The organism is Streptomyces sp. IBSBF 2435 (genome assembly GCF_036815005.1).
Taxonomy (GTDB): Bacteria; Actinomycetota; Actinomycetes; order Streptomycetales; family Streptomycetaceae; genus Actinacidiphila.
This window is the reverse complement of record NZ_JAJSYW010000152.1, coordinates 15,046-33,801: the sequence shown is the minus strand read 5'-3', so window position 1 is coordinate 33,801 and position 18,756 is coordinate 15,046. Positions and strand designations below refer to the sequence as shown.

Sequence of the window (18,756 nt, the reverse complement as noted above, 5' to 3'; positions counted from 1 at the left end):
GGGGTGGAGGGAGGGGACGGGGTCAGAGGACGCGGACTGCCCAGTCGGGCTCGTAGTCGGCCATCTGGTGGATCCCGACCGGGGTCGAGGAGTTCGCCGCGTCCAGGTACTGGCCGTTACCGATGAAGACGCCCACGTGGTAGGCGCTGCCCTGGCCGCCCCAGAAGATCAGGTCTCCCGGCTGGAGGCTGCCGAGGGCGACCGGCGTACCGGCCGTGGACTGCTCCTGCGACGTACGCGGCAGGTTGACGCCGACGGTGCCGTAGGCGACCTGGGTCAGGCCGGAGCAGTCGTACGAGTTGGGGCCCGTGGCGCCGTAGACGTACGGCTTGCCCAGCTGCGACTTGAGGAAGGCGATCAGCTGGTCGACCTTGGTGCCGGAGGCCGGGGCGACCGCCGCGGGGGCGGAGGCGGAGGTCGCCGCCACCGGAGCGGCGGTGAGGGTCGTGCGCTTCGCGGAGCGCGAGGCGGCGATCGCGCTCGCGGTGGCCCGCGCCTTGGCGGCCTTGGCGGCGACGGCCGCCTTCTGCTTCGCGGCGGCGTCAGCGGCGGCCGCGGCCGCCGCCTTCGCCTGCGCCGCCGCCTGGTCCGCCGCCTGCTGCTGCGCGGCGGCCACCGATATCTCGATCGCGTCCTGCGCGATCGCATCGGCGGCCTGCCGGGTGGTGACAGCGGTCGACAGCGGGGTCGACGACGGGGAAGACGCGGCCAGGGTGCGGGACGAGACCTTCTCGGCGGCCCGCGACTTCGGGGAGTGGTTGTCGGCTATGGCCGGGGCGGCTGCACCGCTGAGTGCGATTGCGCTGACGACGCCGCCGACGATTCCGGCCCTGCGCGTCCAGTTGGGACGGGTCGGTGCGGCGTGCCGCCGGCGGCCGGTATGGGTGTGCTGAACGGACGCGGAGGTCCGGGGTCTGTTGTGGGGCATGCGTCTCTGGCTATCAGGAATGAAAGGTTCCGTTCAACAAAGGTGGGATGCGCCACAGTTGACGTGCTCACGGCTCAAATGCCCGTTTCATGATCGTGCCGATCGGGCGGTTTGATGCGGTTTCACATGGCCGGTCACGTATGTGCTCGTGCACGCGTTCACGCGTCGGACTCCTCGGCCCCGAGGGGCTGTTGGCTGGCCGGCCCGGCGCTATCACGAGGTCGCGTCCAACACCAATTTGCCCGCCGTCGCGGTCCCTTGATAAAGAGCGCAGGGCTCTGACCAGCGATAATTAACATAGATGTGACGTGAAGTGATCGTTTGTGGATGATCTCCCCCATGATCACCGCTCATCCGACTTCATGATCATTGGTCAGGTGGTGGAGATCACAAAGCTCTGCCCGTACCCCGTGTCGCAGATCACAGACCGGGAGGCATAGGATGCAGGCGACTTGGGCTTGTGAACTGCCTCACATGGACGCGATCTTCATTGCCGAAGGTGATGCGGACCACACCACAGGTCACGGTCCGTACATGTCAGTCACTGCCGACTGGAAGGAGCGGGGGACGGTGAACGCCTACGCGCCCATTTTCGTCCTGGGGGGCATCGCGGCCGGCTTCGCGATCTTCTCCGTTTTCATGGCCTCGATCATCGGGCCGAAACGGTACAACCGGGCCAAGTTGGAAGCGTACGAGTGCGGCATCGAGCCGACACCGCAGCCGGTCGGCGGCGGTCGCTTCCCGATCAAGTACTACCTGACGGCGATGCTCTTCATCGTCTTCGACATCGAGATCGTCTTCCTCTACCCCTGGGCCGTCACCTTCGACCGCCTGGGGATGTTCGGGCTGGTGGAGATGCTCCTCTTCGTGCTCACCGTCTTCGTCGCCTACGCGTACGTATGGCGGCGCGGCGGCCTGGAATGGGACTGAGGACCGAGGGGACCAGGGAGCCTACGCATGGGTATCGAAGAGAAACTGCCGAGCGGATTCCTGCTGACGACGGTGGAGACCGCGGCGGGCTGGGTACGTAAGGCGTCGGTCTTCCCGGCCACCTTCGGCCTGGCCTGCTGCGCCATCGAGATGATGACCACCGGTGCCGGGCGCTACGACATGGCCCGCTTCGGCATGGAGGTCTTCCGCGGCTCGCCGCGGCAGGCCGATCTGATGATCGTCGCGGGCCGGGTGAGCCAGAAGATGGCGCCGGTGCTGCGGCAGGTCTACGACCAGATGCCGAATCCGAAGTGGGTCATCTCGATGGGCGTCTGCGCATCGAGCGGCGGGATGTTCAACAACTACGCGATCGTGCAGGGCGTCGACCACATCGTGCCGGTCGACATCTACCTGCCCGGCTGCCCGCCGCGCCCCGAGATGCTGCTCGACGCGATCCTCAAGCTGCACGAGAAGATCCAGGGCGGCAAGCTCGGCGTGAACCGCGAGGAGGCCGCCCGCGAGGCGGAGGAAGCGGCCCGCAAGGCGCTCCCCACGATCGAGATGAAGGGGCTGCTGCGATGAGCGAGCAGAGCGGCAGCGTCCCGGCGCCGCGCGACCAGGCGCCCGGTGAGGTCATCGGCGTCCGCAAGGGCATGTTCGGCGCCAACAACGGCGGCGACACCTCCGGTTACGGCGGCCTGGTCCGTACCGTGCGGCTGCCCGGCGCCAGTTCGCGGCCCTACGGCGGGCCCGACGGGGTCTTCGACGAGATCGCCGACGAGCTGGAGGGCGCCCTCGACGAGCAGGGCCTGCCGCCGGCCGACGCGATCGAGAAGACCGTCGTGGACCGCGGCGAGCTGACCTTCCACATCGCCCGAGAGCACCTGATGAGGGTCGCCCGCACGCTGCGCGACGACCCGGCGCTGCGCTTCGAGCTGTGCACCGGCGTCAGCGGGGTGCACTACCCCGGTGACGAGGGCCGCGAACTGCACGCTGTCTACCACCTGCGGTCGATCACCCACGGGCGGCTGATCCGTATCGAGGTCAGCGTCCCCGACGCCGACCCGCACATCCCGTCGCTGGTGAGCGTCTACCCCACCAACGACTGGCACGAGCGCGAGACCTTCGACTTCTTCGGCATCGTCTTCGACGGCCACCCCGCGCTGACCCGGATCATGATGCCGGACGACTGGCCCGGCCACCCGCAGCGCAAGGACTACCCGCTCGGCGGCATCCCCGTCGAGTACAAGGGTGCCCAGATCCCGGCTCCCGACCAGCGGAGGTCGTACTCATGACGAACGGATACGCGTCCCCCCAGCAGGCCGAGGAGCGCGACACCACCGAGGGCCGGGTCTTCACCGTCACCGGCGGCGACTGGGACGAGCTGGCCGAGACCGTCGGCAAGTCCGACGACGAGCGGATCATCGTCAACATGGGCCCGCAGCACCCCTCCACCCACGGAGTGCTGCGGCTGATCCTGGAGATCGACGGCGAGACGGTCACCGAGGCGCGCTCGGGCATCGGCTATCTGCACACCGGTATCGAGAAGAACATGGAGTACAGGACCTGGGTCCAGGGCTCCACCTTCGTGACGCGGATGGACTACCTCACCCCGCTGTTCAACGAGACCGCGTACTGCCTGGCCGTGGAGAAGCTGCTCGGCATCACCGACCAGGTGCCGGACCGGGCGACCATCGTCCGGGTGCTGCTGATGGAGCTGAACCGGATCTCCTCGCACCTGGTGTGCATCGCCACCGGCGGCATGGAGCTGGGCGCCACCACGATCATGATCTACGGCTTCCGGGACCGCGAGATGATCCTGGACATCCTGGAGCTGATCACCGGGCTGCGGATGAACCACGCCTACGTGCGGGTCGGCGGCCTGGCCCAGGACCTGCCGCCCGGCGCGATCGACCAGGTGCGGGAGTTCGTGAAGACCTTCCGCAAGAACCTGCCCGAGTACGACAAGCTCGCCACCGGCAACCCCATCTTCAAGGGCCGGATGCAGGACGTCGGCTACCTGGACCTGACCGGCTGCATGTCGCTCGGCGCCACGGGTCCGATCCTGCGGGCCGCGGGCCTGCCGCACGACCTGCGCAAGTCCGACCCCTACTGCGGCTACGAGACCTACGACTTCGAGGTGCCGACCGCCGACACCTGCGACTCCTACGGGCGCTTCGTGGTCCGGCTGGCCGAGATGCACGAGAGCCTGCGGATCATCGAGCAGTGCCTCGACCGGCTCGTACCCGGCCCGGTGATGGTCGAGGACAAGAAGATCGCCTGGCCCGCGCAGCTCGCGCTCGGCCCGGACGGCATGGGCAACAGCCTCGACCACATCAAGAAGATCATGGGCACCTCGATGGAGGCCCTGATCCACCACTTCAAGCTGGTCACCGAGGGCTTCCGGGTGCCGCCGGGGCAGGCCTACGCGGCGGTGGAGTCCGCGAAGGGCGAACTGGGCGTGCACGCCGTCAGCGACGGCGGCACCCGCCCCTACCGGGTGCACTTCCGCGACCCGTCGTTCACCAATCTGCAGTCCATGGCGGCGATGTGCGAGGGCGGCCAGGTCGCCGACGTCATCGTCGCGGTGGCGTCCATCGACCCCGTGATGGGAGGCGTCGACCGATGACCGACGTGTCACTGGGCATCCCGCAGATGCCCGCGCCCGACTACCCGGCCGACGTGCGCGCCCGGCTGGAGAGCGACGCCCGGGAGGTGATCGCCCGCTACCCGGGATCGCGCAGCGCCCTGCTGCCGCTGCTGCACCTGGTGCAGTCCGAGGAGGGCCACGTCACCCGCACCGGCGTCCGCTTCTGCGCCGAGATGCTGGACCTCACCACGGCCGAGGTCACCGCGGTGTCGACCTTCTACACGATGTACCGCCGCAAGCCGAGCGGCGACTACCAGGTCGGGGTGTGCACCAACACGCTGTGCGCGGTGATGGGCGGCGACGCCATCTTCGACGAGCTCAAGCAGCACCTCGGCGTCGGCAACGACGAGACGACCGCGGACGGCAAGGTCACCCTCGAACACATCGAGTGCAACGCGGCCTGCGACTTCGCCCCGGTGGTGATGGTCAACTGGGAGTTCTTCGACAACCAGACCCCCGACTCCGCCCGGCAGCTTGTCGACGACCTGATCGCCGGCCGTGAGGTGCGCCCCACCCGGGGCGCGCCGCTGTGCTCCTACAAGGAGACCGCCCGCATCCTGGCCGGCTTCCCCGACACCCGCGAGGGCGCGGTCGAGGCGAGCGGCGGCGCGGGTCCCGCGTCGCTGGCCGGCCTGCGGCTGCACCGCGGCGAGGCTCCGGCCCGGGTGGTCGGCCAGCGCGCCGAGTCCCCGAGCGACGACAGCGGCGCCACGCGCTCCGCGCCGTCGCCCGCCGAGCACGCCAGCTCGCACGACGCGCCCCGGCAGACGGCCGAGTCCGATCCGGCCAACCCCGCGGACCCGGTCGCCGACAACGCCACAGAGGAGGAGGACGAGTGATGACCGTGGAACCGGCCGAGAAGCTGCTCGCGCCCGTACTGTCCGCCTTCTGGGACGACCCGCGGTCATGGACGCTGGAGACCTACCGCAGGCACGACGGCTACGAGGCGCTGACCAAGGCCTTCGCGATGGCCCCCGACGACGTGATCGCCTACGTCAAGGACTCGGGCCTGCGCGGACGCGGCGGCGCGGGCTTCCCCACCGGCATGAAGTGGCAGTTCATCCCGCAGGGCGACGGCAAGCCGCACTACCTGGTGGTCAACGCGGACGAGTCCGAGCCGGGGACGTGCAAGGACATCCCGCTGCTCTTCGCCAACCCGCACTCCCTCATCGAGGGCATGATCATCGCGTGTTACGCGATCCGCTCGCATCACGCCTTCATCTACCTCCGCGGTGAGACCGTCCCGGTACTGCGACGGCTGCACGAAGCCGTCCGCGAGGCCTACGAGGCCGGCTACCTGGGCACCGACATCCAGGGCAGCGGCTTCGACCTGGAGATCACCGTGCACGCCGGGGCCGGGGCCTACATCTGCGGCGAGGAGACCGCGCTGCTGGACTCCCTGGAAGGGCGCCGCGGCCAGCCGAGGCTGCGCCCGCCCTTCCCCGCCGTCGAGGGGCTCTACGCCTGCCCCACCGTGGTGAACAACGTGGAGTCCATCGCGTCGGTTCCCGCGATCATCCAGCGCGGCAAGGACTGGTTCAAATCGATGGGCAGCGAGAAGTCCCCCGGCTTCACGCTCTATTCGCTGTCGGGACACGTCGCCCGCCCCGGCCAGTACGAGGGCCCGCTCGGCATCACCCTGCGCCAGCTGCTCGACATGGGCGGCGGGATGCGGCCCGGCCACCGGCTCAAGTTCTGGACCCCCGGCGGCTCGTCCACTCCGATGTTCACCGAGGAACACCTCGACGTGCCGCTCGACTACGAGGGCGTCGGCGCCGCCGGCTCGATGCTCGGCACCAAGGCCCTCCAGTGCTTCGACGAGACCACCTGCGTGGTGCGGGCGGTCACCCGGTGGACCGAGTTCTACGCCCACGAGTCGTGCGGCAAGTGCACGCCGTGCCGCGAGGGCACCTACTGGCTGGTGCAGCTGCTCAGGGACATCGAGGCCGGCAAGGGCCGGATCGAGGACCTGGACAAGCTGAACGACATCGCCGACAACATAAACGGCAAGTCCTTCTGCGCCCTCGGTGACGGCGCCGCCGCCCCGATCTTCTCCTCCCTCAAGTACTTCCGCGAGGAGTACGAGGAGCACATCGAGGGCAAGGGCTGCCCCTTCGACCCGGCCCGCTCCACCGCCTGGGCCGACAAGTACCGTACGGAGGCCCACGCGTGACCGTCACCACAAGCAGTGCGTCCTCCGGCGCGGGGCAGCCCGCGGTGCCGCCGCAGGACCTGGTCTCCATCACCGTCGACGGCATCCCGCTCTCGGTGCCCAAGGGCACCCTGGTGATCAGGGCCGCCGAAATGCTCGGCATCGAGGTCCCGCGGTTCTGCGACCACCCGCTGCTCGACCCGGTCGGCGCCTGCCGGCAGTGCATCGTCGAGATCGAGGGCCAGCGCAAGCCGGTCGCCTCCTGCACCATCACCTGCACCGACGGCATGGTGGTCCACACCCAGCTGTCCTCGCCGGTCGCCGAGAAGGCGCAGCGCGGGGTGATGGAGCTGCTGCTGATCAACCACCCGCTGGACTGCCCGGTGTGCGACAAGGGCGGAGAGTGCCCGCTGCAGAACCAGGCGATGCAGGTCGGCGACCCCGACTCGCGCTTCGAGGGCAGGAAGCGCACCTTCGCCAAGCCGGTGCCGATCTCGGCGCAGGTCCTGCTGGACCGCGAGCGGTGCGTGCTGTGCGCGCGCTGCACCCGGTTCAGCAACCAGGTGGCCGGCGACCCGATGATCGAGCTGCTGGAGCGCGGGGCGCTGCAGCAGGTGGGCACCGGCGAGGGCGACCCGTTCGAGTCGTACTTCTCCGGCAACACCATCCAGATCTGCCCGGTCGGCGCGCTCACCTCGGCCGCGTACCGCTTCCGCTCCCGGCCCTTCGACCTGGTGTCGTCGCCGTCGGTGTGCGAGCACTGCGCGGGCGGCTGCGCCACCCGTACCGACCACCGGCGCGGCAAGGTCCTGCGGCGGCTCGCCTCGAACGACCCCGAGGTCAACGAGGAGTGGCTGTGCGACAAGGGCCGCTTCGGCTTCCGCTACGCCCAGCGCCCCGAGCGGCTGACCCACCCGCTGGTCCGCGGCGCCGACGGTGAACTGGCCCCGGCCTCCTGGCCCGAGGCGCTCGCCGCCGCCGCGGCCGGGCTGACCGCGGCGCACGGCCGGGCGGCCGTGCTGCCCGGCGGCCGGCTCACGGTCGAGGACGCCTACGCGTACAGCAAGTTCGCCCGGGTCGTGCTCGGCACGAACGACGTGGACTTCCGGGCCCGCGCCCACTCCGCCGAGGAGGCCGACTTCCTGGCCGCCGCGGTCGCCGGCCGCGGGCTCGACCTCGACGGCAGCGGCATCACCAACGCCAGGCTGGAGGCCGCGCCCGCGGTCCTGCTGGCGGGCCTCGAAGCCGAGGAGGAGGCCCCCGGGGTCTTCCTGCGGCTCCGCAAGGCGCACCGCAAGCGCAAGCAGCAGACGTACGCGCTCGCCACCCACGCCACCCGCGGCCTGGACAAGGCGGGCGGCGTCCTGCTGCCCGCCGCGCCCGGCACCGAGCCGGAGTGGATGGACGCGCTGGCCGGCGGGGTCGGCCTGGACGAGGCCGGACGGCAGGCCGCGGACGCGCTGAGGACCGAGGGCGCCGTCATCCTGGTCGGCGAGCGGCTGGCCGCCGTGCCCGGCGCGCTCACCGCGGCGATCCGGCTGGCCACCGCCACCGGCGCCGCCCTGGCGTGGATCCCGCGCCGGGCCGGCGAGCGCGGAGCGGTCGAGGCCGGCGCGCTGCCGGGGCTGCTGCCCGGCGGACGCCAGGTCACCGACCCGCGGGCCCGCGACGAGGTGTCCCTTGTGTGGGGGCTGCCCACCCTGCCGGGCCGCTTCGGGCGGGACACCGCCGGGATCCTGGAGGCAGCCGCGGCCGGCGAGCTGGGCGCGCTGCTCATCGGCGGCGTCGAGGTCGCCGACCTGCCGGACCCGGCCCGTGCCCGCGCGGCGCTGGACGCGGTCGGCTTCGTCGTCAGCCTGGAGCAGCGGCCGAGCGAGGTGACCGACCGCGCCGACGTGGTGCTGCCGGTGGCCGCGGTCGCCGAGAAGTCCGGCACCTTCCTCAACTGGGAGGGCCGGGTACGGATGTTCGAGGCCGCGATCAAGCCCGACCAGGCCACCAGCAGGCACCAGCAGCCGGACGCCCGGGTGCTGACCATGCTGGCCGACGCGCTCGACGTGTCGCTCGGCCTGTCCGACGTCCGGTCCGCGCGCGCCGAACTGGACCGCCTCTCCGGCTGGTCCGGCTCCTACGGGCCCGCGCCGCTGGAGTCCCCGGTCCCGCTGCCGCGGCCCGAGTCCGGTCAGGCGGTGCTCGCCGGACACCGGCTGCTGCTCGACCAGGGCCGGCTCCAGGACGGTGACGACGCCCTGGCCGCGACCCGCCACGCGGCGGTGGCCCGGCTCTCCCCGGCGACGGCGGCCGAACTCGGCGCGGCGGACGGCACGCAGCTCACGGTGACCGGACCCGCGGGCGCCACCACGCTGCCGCTGGCCGTCACCCCGATGCCCGACCGCGTGGTCTGGCTCCCGCTCAACTCGACGGGCAACGGCGTGGCGTCCGATGTCGGCGCCCGCCCGGGCCAGGTCGTTGCGATCTCCGCGGAGGCGTCCTCATGACCGCTCAGCTCGCCGGCGCCAGCCAGCTGGCCGCCACCACGGAGAACCTGTCGTTCTTCGGCAACGACGTGTGGTGGCTGATCCTGCTCAAGGCCGTCTTCTGCTTCGCCTTCGCGATGCTGACCGTGCTGTTCTCCATCGTGTGGGAGCGCAAGGTCGTCGCCTGGATGCAGCTGCGCATCGGCCCCAACCGGCACGGGCCCTGGGGCATGCTCCAGTCGCTCGCCGACGGTGTGAAGCTGATGCTCAAGGAGGACATCACCGTCAAGCGGGCCGACAAGGTGATCTTCGTCCTCGCGCCGATCGTGGCGGCGATCCCCGCCTTCATGGCCTTCGCGGTGGTCCCTTTCGGCCCGGCCGACAACGAGGTGTCCATCTTCGGCCAGCGCACCGCGCTCCAGCTCACCGACCTGCCGATCGGCATCCTCTACATCCTGGCGACCGCCTCGGTCGGCATCTACGGCATCGTGCTGGCCGGCTGGTCGTCGGGCTCGACGTACCCGCTGCTCGGCGGCCTGCGCGCGTCGGCCCAGATGATCTCGTACGAGATCGCGATGGGCCTGTCCTTCGCTGCGGTCTTCCTCTACTCCGGGTCGATGTCGACCTCGACCATCGTCGGCGCCCAGCACGACCGCTGGTACGTGATCCTGCTGCCGGTGTCGTTCCTGGTCTACATCTGCACGATGATCGGCGAGACCAACCGCGCCCCCTTCGACATGCCCGAGTCCGAGGGCGACCTGGTCGGCGGCTTCAACACCGAGTACAGCTCGATCAAGTTCGCGCTGTTCATGCTCGCCGAGTACGTCAACATGGTGACCGTCTCGGCGGTCGCCACCACCCTCTTCCTCGGCGGCTGGCGGGCCCCCTGGCCGGTCAGCACCTTCTGGGAGGGCGCGAACCACGGCTGGTGGCCGATGCTCTGGTTCGTGGTCAAGGTCCAGCTGCTGCTGTTCTTCTTCATCTGGCTGCGCGGCACCCTGCCCCGGGTGCGCTACGACCAGCTGATGAAGCTCGGCTGGAAGGTGCTCATCCCGATCTCGATGGTCTGGCTGATGCTGGTCGCCGCGGTCCGCGCGATGCGCAACGACAACTACGACTTCACCAAGATCGTGCTGTACATCGCGGGCGCGGTGCTGGTGCTGCTGTTGGTCTCGCTGGTCGCGGACCTGTTCAGGGACCGGGAGGACAAGCAGAAGCCCGGCGAGGACGGACTCCTCGCCCCGCCGGCCACGTTCGACCCGATGGCCGGCGGCTACCCCGTACCACCGCTGCCGGGGCAGCAGGTGCAGCGGGTGCCGCGCCGCCCCAGCCGGGCGGAGCCCCAACTCGTCGGCGCATCCGGCCAGGACGCCCCGGAGCAGGAGAAGCAGGAGGACGGCGATGCCTGAGTTCCTCGGCCCGGTCGCAGGCTTCGGCGTGACCTTCAAGGCCATGTTCAAGAAGCGGCTCACCGAGCAGTACCCCGAGTACAAGAAGCCCACAGCACCGCGTTTCCACGGCCGCCACCAGCTCAACCGGCACCCCGACGGCCTGGAGAAGTGCATCGGCTGCGAGCTGTGCGCGTGGGCCTGCCCGGCGGACGCGATCTACGTGGAGGGCGCGGACAACACCGAGGAGGAGCGCTACTCCCCGGGTGAGCGCTACGGCCGCGTCTACCAGATCAACTACGCCCGCTGCATCCTGTGCGGGCTGTGCATCGAGGCGTGCCCGACCCGCGCGCTGACCATGACCAACGAGTACGAACTCGCCGACCGGACCCGCGAGTCGCTGATCTTCACCAAGGAGCAGCTGCTGTCGGGCCTGGAGGAGGGCATGGTCGAGTCGCCGCACTCGATCTTCCCCGGCATGGACGAGGGCGACTACTACCGCGGCCTGGTCACCGAGGCCGCCCCCGGCACCGAACGGCAGGTGGCCGTCTCCAAGGGCGAGAAGCCCGACGAGAGCGTGCACGCCGACAGCGGGGGCGACGTCGAGATCATCGCCCCCGGCGGCTCGGCACCCGCGGGAACGGGGGCCGAGGCATGATGTCGCTCGCGGCAGCCGCCGCCTCGCAGACCTCCACCGGTGAGGCCGTGCAGTTCTGGATCCTTGGCACGGTCGCCGTGCTCGGGGCGCTGGGCACGGTCCTGATGAAGAAGTCCATCCACAGCGCCCTGTCGCTGGCCGGCACGATGATCATCCTGGCGGTCTTCTACCTGGCGCAGGGCGCGTACTTCCTGGGCGTGGTCCAGATCGTCGTCTACACCGGCGCGATCATGATGCTGTTCCTGTTCGTGGTCATGCTGGTCGGCATCACCGCGGCGGACTCGCTCAAGGAGACGCTCAAGGGCCAGCGCATCATGGCCGCGGTGTGCGGGCTCGGCTTCGGCGTCCTGCTCATCGCCGGTATCGCCAACGCCTCGCTGCACACCTTCACCGGTCTGGGCGCGGCCAACACCGCGGACGGCGGCAACGTCCAGGGCCTGGCGCACCTGCTGTTCACCAAGTACGTGTGGGCCTTCGAGATCACCGGCGCCCTGCTGATCACCGCCGCCGTGGGCGCCATGGTGCTCACCCACCGGGAGCGCACCGAGGAGCGCCGCACCCAGCGCGAACTGTCCGAGACCCGGGTCCGCGAGGGCCGCCAGGTCACCCCGCTGCCCGCCCCCGGCACGTACGCCCGGCACAACGCGGTGGACATCCCGGCGCTGCTGCCCGACGGCACGATCTCCGAGCTGTCGGTCAGCTCCACGCTGCGCGACCGCGGCCAGATCCGCGATGTGTCGGCTGACGCCATGCGGCGGCTCGCCGACCTCGACCACAGCTCCGAGCGGTGGCTGGGGCGCGAGCCCGACCGTCCTGCGGTCGGGCCGTCCCGGCGGGCCGACCACAACGAGCGGACCGAGGAGGGTGCCAAGTGAATCCGGCCAACTACCTGTACCTGTCGGCGCTGCTGTTCACCATCGGTGCCGCCGGTGTGCTGATCCGGCGCAACGCGATCGTCGTCTTCATGTGCGTCGAGCTGATGCTGAACGCCTGCAACCTGGCGTTCGTCACCTTCTCCCGGCTGCACGGCAACCTCGACGGGCAGGTCATCGCGTTCTTCACGATGGTCGTGGCCGCCGCCGAGGTCGTGGTCGGGCTCGCGATCATCGTGTCGATCTTCCGTTCCCGCCACTCGGCCTCGGTCGACGACGCCAATCTCATGAAGCTGTAGAGGGGCTGCGACAGTGGAAACCCTGATCGGACTGCTCGTCGCGGCGCCGCTCCTCGGCGCGGGCGTCCTGCTGACCGGCGGCAAGCGGCTCGACCGCGTCGGCCACTGGATCGGCACGCTGCTGGCGCTGCTGTCCTTCGTGTTCGGCGCGATCCTGTTCACCGACATGCTGGGCAAGGACGCCGACGCGCGGACCCTGACCTCGCACCTGTTCACCTGGGTCCCCGTCGACGGCTTCCAGGCCGACGTCGGCTTCCAGCTCGACCAGCTGTCGATGACGTTCGTCCTGCTGATCACCGGTGTGGGCACGCTGATCCACATCTACTCGATCGGCTACATGGCGCACGACGAGCGCCGCCGCCGCTTCTTCGGCTACCTCAACCTCTTCCTCGCGGCGATGCTGCTGCTGGTCGTGGCCGACAACTACTTCCTGCTGTACGCCGGCTGGGAGGGTGTCGGCCTCGCCTCGTACCTGCTGATCGGCTTCTGGCAGCACAAGCCGAGCGCGGCGACCGCGGCGAAGAAGGCCTTCATCGTCAACCGGGTCGGCGACATCGGCCTGTCGGTGGCGATCATGCTGATGTTCACCACCTTCGGCTCGTTCGCCTTCGCCGACGTCCTGCCGCAGGCGCAGCACGCGTCCGCCTCGCAGCACGCGACCATCACCGGTATCGGCTTCATGCTGCTGCTCGCCGCGTGCGGCAAGTCGGCGCAGGTGCCGCTCCAGTCCTGGCTCGGCGACGCGATGGAGGGCCCGACCCCGGTCTCGGCCCTCATCCACGCGGCGACCATGGTGACCGCGGGCGTCTACCTCATCACCCGCTCGGGGGCGATCTTCAACGCGGCGCCCGACGCGCAGACCGCGGTGGTCACCGTCGGCGCGGTCACGCTGCTGTTCGGTGCGATCGTCGGTTGCGCGAAGGACGACATCAAGAAGGCGCTGGCCGGCTCGACGATGTCGCAGATCGGCTACATGATCATGGCGGCCGGGCTCGGCCCGATCGGCTACGTCTTCGCGATCATGCACCTGGTCACCCACGGCTTCTTCAAGGCCGGCCTCTTCCTCGGCGCCGGCTCGGTCATGCACGGCATGAACGACGAGGTGGACATGCGCCGCTACGGCGGCCTGCGCAAGTACATGCCGGTCACCTTCGTCACCTTCGGCCTGGGCTATCTCGCGATCATCGGCTTCCCCGGCCTCTCCGGCTTCTTCTCCAAGGACAAGATCATCGAGGCCGCCTTCGCCAAGGGCGGCACCGAGGGCTGGATCCTGGGCGGCGCGGGCCTGCTGGGCGCGGCGATCACCGCGTTCTACATGACCCGCGTGATGCTGATGACCTTCTTCGGCGAGAAGCGCTGGCAGCCGGACGCCGAGGGCCACGAGCCGCACCCGCACGAGTCGCCCGCCTCGATGACCGTCCCGATGGTCATCCTGGCCGTCGGCTCGGTCTTCGCCGGCGCGTTCTTCAGCCTCAACTCGCGCTTCGTGCACTGGCTGGAGCCGGTCACCGGGCACTCCGAGGGCGACTCCCCGGTGAGCGCGGGCACGGTCACCGCCGCCACCATGGTGGTGCTGGTCATCGGCGTCGGCATCGCCTGGCTGCTCTACGGGCGCCGGGCCGTCCCCGCGGTGGCGCCGCGCGGCTCGCTGCTGACCCGGGCGGCCCGCCGCGACCTGCTCCAGGACGACTTCAACCATGTCGTCCTGGTCCGCGGCGGTGAGCACCTCACCCGCTCGCTCGTCTACCTCGACCACTCCCTGGTCGACGGCGTCGTCAACGGCACCGCCGCCTCGGTCGGCGGCCTGTCCGGCCGGCTCCGCAAGCTGCAGAACGGCTACGTGCGCTCGTACGCCGTCTCGATGCTCGGCGGCACCGCGGTGCTGGTCGCCGCGACTCTTCTCATGAGGGCGGTCTGATAGCTCATGTCCTTTCCCCTCCTCACCGTCACCGCCGCGGTGCCCGCCGTGGGCGCGGTCGTCACCGCCGCGGTCCCCGCGGCGCGGCGGACCACCGCCAAGTACACGGCGCTGCTCTTCTCGCTCGCGACGCTGGTGTTCGCGGCGATCGCCCTGGTCAGGTTCGACCCGGACGGCGACCGCTACCAGCTGACCGAGTCGCACGCCTGGATCAAGAACTTCGGCCTGCGCTACGACCTCGGCGTGGACGGCATCGCGGTCGTCATGGTGGCGCTGACCGCGCTGCTGATCCCGTTCGTGATGCTGGCCGGCTGGCACGACGCCGACCCGCTCGAAGATGTGAACCCCAACCGCCGCTGGCGGCCGACACAGGGCTTCTTCGCGCTGATCCTGCTGGTCGAGGGGATGGTGGTGCTGTCCTTCGAGGCCACCGACGTCTTCCTCTTCTACATCTTCTTCGAAGCGATGCTCATCCCGGTGTACTTCCTCATCGGCGGCTTCGGCGACCGCGCGCACGCGGCGGGCGAGGAGGAGGCGGCCCGGCAGCGCTCGTACGCGGCGGTCAAGTTCCTGCTCTACAACCTGGCCGGCGGTCTGATCATGCTGGCCGCGGTCATCGGCCTCTACACCGTGACCGCGCACCAGCTGGGCACCGGCACCTTCTCGCTCCAGGAGATCCTGTCGGCCCGCGCCAGCGGCAAGCTGCACATCGAGACGTCGGCCGAGCGCTGGCTCTTCCTCGGCTTCTTCTTCGCCTTCGCGGTGAAGGCGCCGCTGTGGCCGCTGCACACCTGGCTGCCGAACGCGATGGGCGAGTCGACGGCCCCGGTCGCCGTACTGATCACCGCGGTCGTCGACAAGGTCGGCACCTTCGCGATGCTGCGCTTCTGCCTCCAGCTCTTCCCCGAGGCGTCCAAGTGGGCGACCCCGGTGATCCTGGTGCTCGCGGTGATCAGCATCATCTACGGCGCCCTGCTCGCGGTCGGCCAGCGGGACATCAAGCGGCTGATCGCCTACGCGTCCGTATCGCACTTCGGCTTCATCATCCTGGGCATCTTCGCGATGACCAGCCAGGGCCAGTCCGGCGCGACGCTCTACATGGTCAACCACGGCATCTCGACCGCGGCCCTGCTGCTGGTGGCCGGCTTCCTGATCACCCGGCGCGGCTCGCGGCTCATCGCGGACTTCGGCGGGGTGCAGAAGGTCGCGCCGATCCTGGCCGGCACCTTCCTGATCGGCGGCCTGGCCACCCTGTCTCTGCCGGGCCTCGCGCCCTTCGTCAGTGAATTCCTGGTGCTGGTCGGCACGTTCAGCCGCTACCCGGTGCTCGGCATCATCGCCACGCTGGGCATCGTGCTGGCCGCGCTGTACGTCCTGGTGCTCTACCAGCGCACGATGACCGGACCGGTCAAGGCCGGCATCGAGGGCATGTCCGACCTCAAGGCCAGGGAACTGGTGGTGGTCACCCCGCTGATCGCCCTGCTGCTCTTCCTGGGCGTCTACCCCAAGCCGGTCACCGACATCGTCAACCCGTCGGTGCACCACACGCTCTCCGACGTGCACAAGACCGACCCCAAGCCCGCGCTGGAGGCGAAGAAGTGAGCGCATCAGTCCCGGGGCAGGCCGTCCACAGCCTGTGGACGGTGGCGGCACCCACCGACAGGATCCCCACCCCGCACATCGAGTACGCCCAGCTCTCGCCGGTCCTGATCGTCTTCGGGGTCGCCGCGCTCGGCGTCCTGGTCGAGGCGTTCCTGCCCCGCAGGTCCCGCTACACCGCCCAGGTCGCCCTGGCCGCGGTCGGCCTCGCGGCGGCCTTCGCCGCGGTCGTGGCGCTCGCCGACAAGGGCTACGGCACCACCAAGGCGCATATCGCGGCCATGGGGGCGGTGGCCGTGGACGGCCCCGCGCTCTTCCTCCAGGGCACCATCCTGCTGGTCGGCTTCGTGGCGGTCTTCACCTTCGCCGAGCGCCGGCTCGACCCGCGGGCGCACGGCGCCCCGGTCGACTCCTTCGCCGCGCAGGGCTCCGCCGTCCCCGGCAGCGACCAGGAGAAGGCGGCGGTACGGGCCGGCTTCACCAGCACCGAGGTCTTCCCGCTGCTGATGTTCGCGGTCGGCGGCATGCTGATCTTCCCGGCCGCCAACGACCTGCTGACGCTCTTCGTCGCCCTTGAGGTCTTCTCGCTGCCGCTGTACATCCTGTGCGCGCTGGCCCGCCGCAACCGCCTGATGTCCCAGGAAGCCGCCGTCAAGTACTTCCTGCTCGGCGCCTTCTCCTCGGCCTTCCTGCTGTTCGGCATCGCCCTGCTCTACGGCTACGCGGGCACCGTCTCGTACTCCGGCATCTCGGCGGTCATCGACGGCTCCGCCCCGCTGACGCCGGCGCTCGCCGACACCACGGGCAACGACGCGCTGCTGCTGATCGGCCTGGCGATGGTCGCGATGGGCCTGCTGTTCAAGGTCGGCGCTGTGCCCTTCCACATGTGGACGCCCGACGTCTACCAGGGCGCTCCGACCCCGGTCACCGGCTTCATGGCCTCTGCCACGAAGGTCGCCGCCTTCGGCGCACTGCTGCGGCTGCTCTACGTCGTCCTGCCCGGGATGCGCTGGGACTGGCGGCCCGTCATGTGGGGCGTGGCGATCATCACCATGCTGGCCGGCGCGATCATCGCGGTCACCCAGACCGACGTGAAGCGGCTGCTGGCGTACTCGTCCATCGCGCACGCCGGCTTCATCCTCGCCGGTGTCATCGCCACGACCCCCGACGGGATCTCGTCGGTGCTCTTCTACCTGGCGGCCTACTCCTTCGTGACGCTCGGCGCCTTCGCCGTCGTCACGCTGGTGCGCGACGCGGGCGGCGAGGCCACCCACCTGTCCCGCTGGGCCGGGCTCGGCCGCCGCTCGCCGCTGGTCGCGGCGGTCTTCGCGGTCTTCCTGCTGGCCTTCGCCGGCATCCCGCTGACGTCGGGGTTCGCCGGGAAGTTCGCGGTCTTCAAGGCCGCGTCGGAGGGCGGGGCGATGCCGCTGGTCATCGTCGGTGTGATCTCCTCGGCGGTCGCCGCGTTCTTCTACATCCGGGTGATCGTGCTGATGTTCTTCAGCGAGCCGAGGCCGGACGGTCCCACGGTGGCGGTGCCGTCCGCGATGACCTCCACGGCGATCGCCGTGGGCGTCGCGGTGACCTTGGTGCTGGGCCTGGCCCCGCAGTATTTCCTCGACCTCGCCGACAAGGCGGGTGTCTTCGTCCGCTAGCCCCTGCGGGCGGCTTCCTCTCCACCCCGGGGGGGGGGGGGGGGGGGGGGGGGGGGGGGGGGGGGGGGGGGGGGGGGGNTGATATATATTAAACACCGCACCGCGGCCCCCCCCCCCCCCCCCGCGCCCCCCCCCCCCCCCCCCCCCCCCCCCCCCCCGCTTCCCTTTCCCCCGGGCACGGGGGCCGGACGGCAGGGGCTAGTTCGGCACCACCAGCAGCAGCGCGAAGCGGTCGTCCTGGTCGGTCCACCACTGGCGGACGGTGAAGCCGCCCTCGTGCAGCTCGGCCGTCAGGGACTCGCGGCGGAATTTGCAGGACAGTTCGGTACGCAGGTCCTCGCCGGCTGCGAGGTCGAGGCTCAGGTCGAGGTCGGGGATCTTGACGGTCTGGGCGGTGCGGGAGCGCAGCCGCATCTCGACGCGTTCTTCGTCGGCGTTCCACAGCGCGACGTGGTCGAAGGCGCCGGGGTCGAAGTCGGCGCCGAGTTCGCGGTTGAGCACGTGCAGGACGTTCTTGTTGAATTCGGCGGTGACGCCCCGCGAGTCGTCGTAGGCGCGGACCAGGACGTCCGGGTCCTTGACCAGGTCCGCGCCGAGCAGCAGCACGTCGTCGCTGCTGAGCGAGAGCGCGAGGGTGCGGTAGAAGGCGCGGCGCTGGGCCGCGTCGAAGTTGCCGATGGTGCTGCCCAGGAATGCCAGCAGCCGCGGTCCGGGCTCGTCGGACAGCGGCAGGCCGCCCTCGAAGTCGGCGACCGTCGCGGAGACGGTGAGCCCCGGGTAGTCGCGGCAGATCGCCTCGCCCGCCTCCGCCAGCGCGGCGGCGCTCACGTCCAGTGGCGCGTAGCGGACGAGGCTGCCGCCCGCGGTGAGCGCGTCCAGCAGGGTGCGGGTCTTGCGGGACGAGCCGGAGCCCAGCTCGATCAGGGTGCTCGGCCGGGTCACGGCGGCGATCTCGGGCGCGCGGCGGGTCAGGATCTCCTGCTCGGCGCGGGTCGGGTAGTACTCGGGCAGCCGGGTGATCTCCTCGAAGAGGTCGCTGCCGCGCTTGTCGTAGAACCACTTCGGCGGCAGGGAGCGGGGCGGGTCGGTCAGGCCCTTGCGGACATCGGAGTGCAGCGAGTCGGTGAAGTAGCCGGCGGGCAGCCGGTCGTCGAGGGTGAAGCGGCTCTCGGGCATGCGGTGGCGCTCCTTGCGTTCGGCGGCACCCGGGGGGCGCAGCGCGATGATCCG

General features: G+C 70.3%; 16 protein-coding genes. 14 read left to right on the top strand and 2 right to left on the bottom strand.

Features of this window, described 5'->3' with window-relative positions:
- Window positions 1–22: 22 nt before the first annotated feature.
- Window positions 23–928, bottom strand: coding sequence for a C40 family peptidase (locus V7E46_RS25070; protein ID WP_333770524.1), 906 nt, complete (start codon window positions 926–928; stop codon window positions 23–25).
- A gap of 570 nt (window positions 929–1,498) precedes the next feature.
- Between V7E46_RS25070 and V7E46_RS25065 the strand changes: the two genes are divergently transcribed.
- From V7E46_RS25065 to nuoN, 14 genes are read left to right on the top strand one after another with little or no spacing between them, the layout of a single operon-like run.
- The gene (locus tag V7E46_RS25065) at window positions 1,499–1,858 is read left to right on the top strand and encodes an NADH-quinone oxidoreductase subunit A (RefSeq protein ID WP_073501933.1); all 360 of its coding nucleotides are present in this window, start codon (window positions 1,499–1,501) and stop codon (window positions 1,856–1,858) included.
- Window positions 1,859–1,885: 27 nt separating this feature from the next.
- Window positions 1,886–2,440, top strand: a complete 555-nt coding sequence (locus tag V7E46_RS25060; RefSeq protein ID WP_033177720.1) for a NuoB/complex I 20 kDa subunit family protein — start codon at window positions 1,886–1,888, stop codon at window positions 2,438–2,440.
- The gene (locus V7E46_RS25055) at window positions 2,437–3,153 is read left to right on the top strand and encodes an NADH-quinone oxidoreductase subunit C (RefSeq protein WP_333770523.1); all 717 of its coding nucleotides are present in this window, start codon (window positions 2,437–2,439) and stop codon (window positions 3,151–3,153) included. The genes V7E46_RS25060 and V7E46_RS25055 overlap by 4 nt, the downstream gene beginning before the upstream one ends.
- Window positions 3,150–4,487 carry an NADH-quinone oxidoreductase subunit D gene (locus V7E46_RS25050; RefSeq protein WP_333770522.1) on the top strand — a complete coding sequence of 446 codons (1,338 nt, stop codon included), beginning with the start codon at window positions 3,150–3,152 and terminating at the stop codon, window positions 4,485–4,487. The genes V7E46_RS25055 and V7E46_RS25050 overlap by 4 nt, the downstream gene beginning before the upstream one ends.
- Window positions 4,484–5,347 (top strand): NADH-quinone oxidoreductase subunit NuoE, encoded by an 864-nt coding sequence (gene nuoE / locus V7E46_RS25045; protein ID WP_333770521.1) that lies wholly within the window; start codon window positions 4,484–4,486, stop codon window positions 5,345–5,347. The genes V7E46_RS25050 and nuoE overlap by 4 nt, the downstream gene beginning before the upstream one ends.
- Window positions 5,347–6,681: an NADH-quinone oxidoreductase subunit NuoF gene (nuoF, locus tag V7E46_RS25040; RefSeq protein WP_329175748.1), complete on the top strand. Its 1,335-nt coding sequence runs from the start codon at window positions 5,347–5,349 to the stop codon at window positions 6,679–6,681. The genes nuoE and nuoF overlap by 1 nt, the downstream gene beginning before the upstream one ends.
- Window positions 6,678–9,158, top strand: a complete 2,481-nt coding sequence (locus V7E46_RS25035; protein ID WP_333770520.1) for an NADH-quinone oxidoreductase subunit G — start codon at window positions 6,678–6,680, stop codon at window positions 9,156–9,158. The genes nuoF and V7E46_RS25035 overlap by 4 nt, the downstream gene beginning before the upstream one ends.
- Window positions 9,155–10,546, top strand: a complete 1,392-nt coding sequence (gene nuoH, locus V7E46_RS25030; RefSeq protein ID WP_333770519.1) for an NADH-quinone oxidoreductase subunit NuoH — start codon at window positions 9,155–9,157, stop codon at window positions 10,544–10,546. Before V7E46_RS25035 ends, nuoH begins: the two co-directional genes overlap by 4 nt.
- Window positions 10,539–11,183 (top strand): NADH-quinone oxidoreductase subunit NuoI, encoded by a 645-nt coding sequence (nuoI, locus tag V7E46_RS25025; protein ID WP_329175743.1) that lies wholly within the window; start codon window positions 10,539–10,541, stop codon window positions 11,181–11,183. Before nuoH ends, nuoI begins: the two co-directional genes overlap by 8 nt.
- Window positions 11,180–12,058, top strand: a complete 879-nt coding sequence (locus V7E46_RS25020; protein ID WP_443054338.1) for an NADH-quinone oxidoreductase subunit J — start codon at window positions 11,180–11,182, stop codon at window positions 12,056–12,058. The genes nuoI and V7E46_RS25020 overlap by 4 nt, the downstream gene beginning before the upstream one ends.
- Window positions 12,055–12,354: an NADH-quinone oxidoreductase subunit NuoK gene (nuoK, locus tag V7E46_RS25015; protein WP_033177728.1), complete on the top strand. Its 300-nt coding sequence runs from the start codon at window positions 12,055–12,057 to the stop codon at window positions 12,352–12,354. The genes V7E46_RS25020 and nuoK overlap by 4 nt, the downstream gene beginning before the upstream one ends.
- 13 nt (window positions 12,355–12,367) lie before the next feature.
- A complete protein-coding gene (gene nuoL / locus V7E46_RS25010; protein ID WP_333770518.1) occupies window positions 12,368–14,272 on the top strand; it encodes an NADH-quinone oxidoreductase subunit L in 1,905 nt (634 codons plus the stop codon).
- 6 nt (window positions 14,273–14,278) lie between these two features.
- Window positions 14,279–15,874 carry an NADH-quinone oxidoreductase subunit M gene (locus V7E46_RS25005; protein WP_333770517.1) on the top strand — a complete coding sequence of 532 codons (1,596 nt, stop codon included), beginning with the start codon at window positions 14,279–14,281 and terminating at the stop codon, window positions 15,872–15,874.
- A complete protein-coding gene (gene nuoN / locus V7E46_RS25000) occupies window positions 15,871–17,526 on the top strand; it encodes an NADH-quinone oxidoreductase subunit NuoN (protein WP_333770516.1) in 1,656 nt (551 codons plus the stop codon). Before V7E46_RS25005 ends, nuoN begins: the two co-directional genes overlap by 4 nt.
- A 198-nt stretch (window positions 17,527–17,724) precedes the next feature.
- On the opposite strand, the gene egtD is transcribed toward nuoN, so the two are convergent.
- Window positions 17,725–18,702: an L-histidine N(alpha)-methyltransferase gene (egtD, locus tag V7E46_RS24995; protein ID WP_333770525.1), complete on the bottom strand. Its 978-nt coding sequence runs from the start codon at window positions 18,700–18,702 to the stop codon at window positions 17,725–17,727.
- Window positions 18,703–18,756 lie beyond the last annotated feature (54 nt).

Coding starts and splice junctions, on each gene's coding strand:
- V7E46_RS25060 (WP_033177720.1), top strand. CDS start 1,886: ATGGGTATCGAAGAGAAACTGCCGAGCGGATTCCTGCTGACGACGGTG.
- nuoF (WP_329175748.1), top strand. CDS start 5,347: ATGACCGTGGAACCGGCCGAGAAGCTGCTCGCGCCCGTACTGTCCGCC.
- nuoH (WP_333770519.1), top strand. CDS start 9,155: ATGACCGCTCAGCTCGCCGGCGCCAGCCAGCTGGCCGCCACCACGGAG.
- V7E46_RS25070 (WP_333770524.1), bottom strand. CDS start 928: ATGCCCCACAACAGACCCCGGACCTCCGCGTCCGTTCAGCACACCCAT.
- nuoI (WP_329175743.1), top strand. CDS start 10,539: ATGCCTGAGTTCCTCGGCCCGGTCGCAGGCTTCGGCGTGACCTTCAAG.
- V7E46_RS25050 (WP_333770522.1), top strand. CDS start 3,150: ATGACGAACGGATACGCGTCCCCCCAGCAGGCCGAGGAGCGCGACACC.
- V7E46_RS25055 (WP_333770523.1), top strand. CDS start 2,437: ATGAGCGAGCAGAGCGGCAGCGTCCCGGCGCCGCGCGACCAGGCGCCC.
- egtD (WP_333770525.1), bottom strand. CDS start 18,702: ATGCCCGAGAGCCGCTTCACCCTCGACGACCGGCTGCCCGCCGGCTAC.
- nuoE (WP_333770521.1), top strand. CDS start 4,484: ATGACCGACGTGTCACTGGGCATCCCGCAGATGCCCGCGCCCGACTAC.
- V7E46_RS25020 (WP_443054338.1), top strand. CDS start 11,180: ATGATGTCGCTCGCGGCAGCCGCCGCCTCGCAGACCTCCACCGGTGAG.
- V7E46_RS25005 (WP_333770517.1), top strand. CDS start 14,279: ATGTCCTTTCCCCTCCTCACCGTCACCGCCGCGGTGCCCGCCGTGGGC.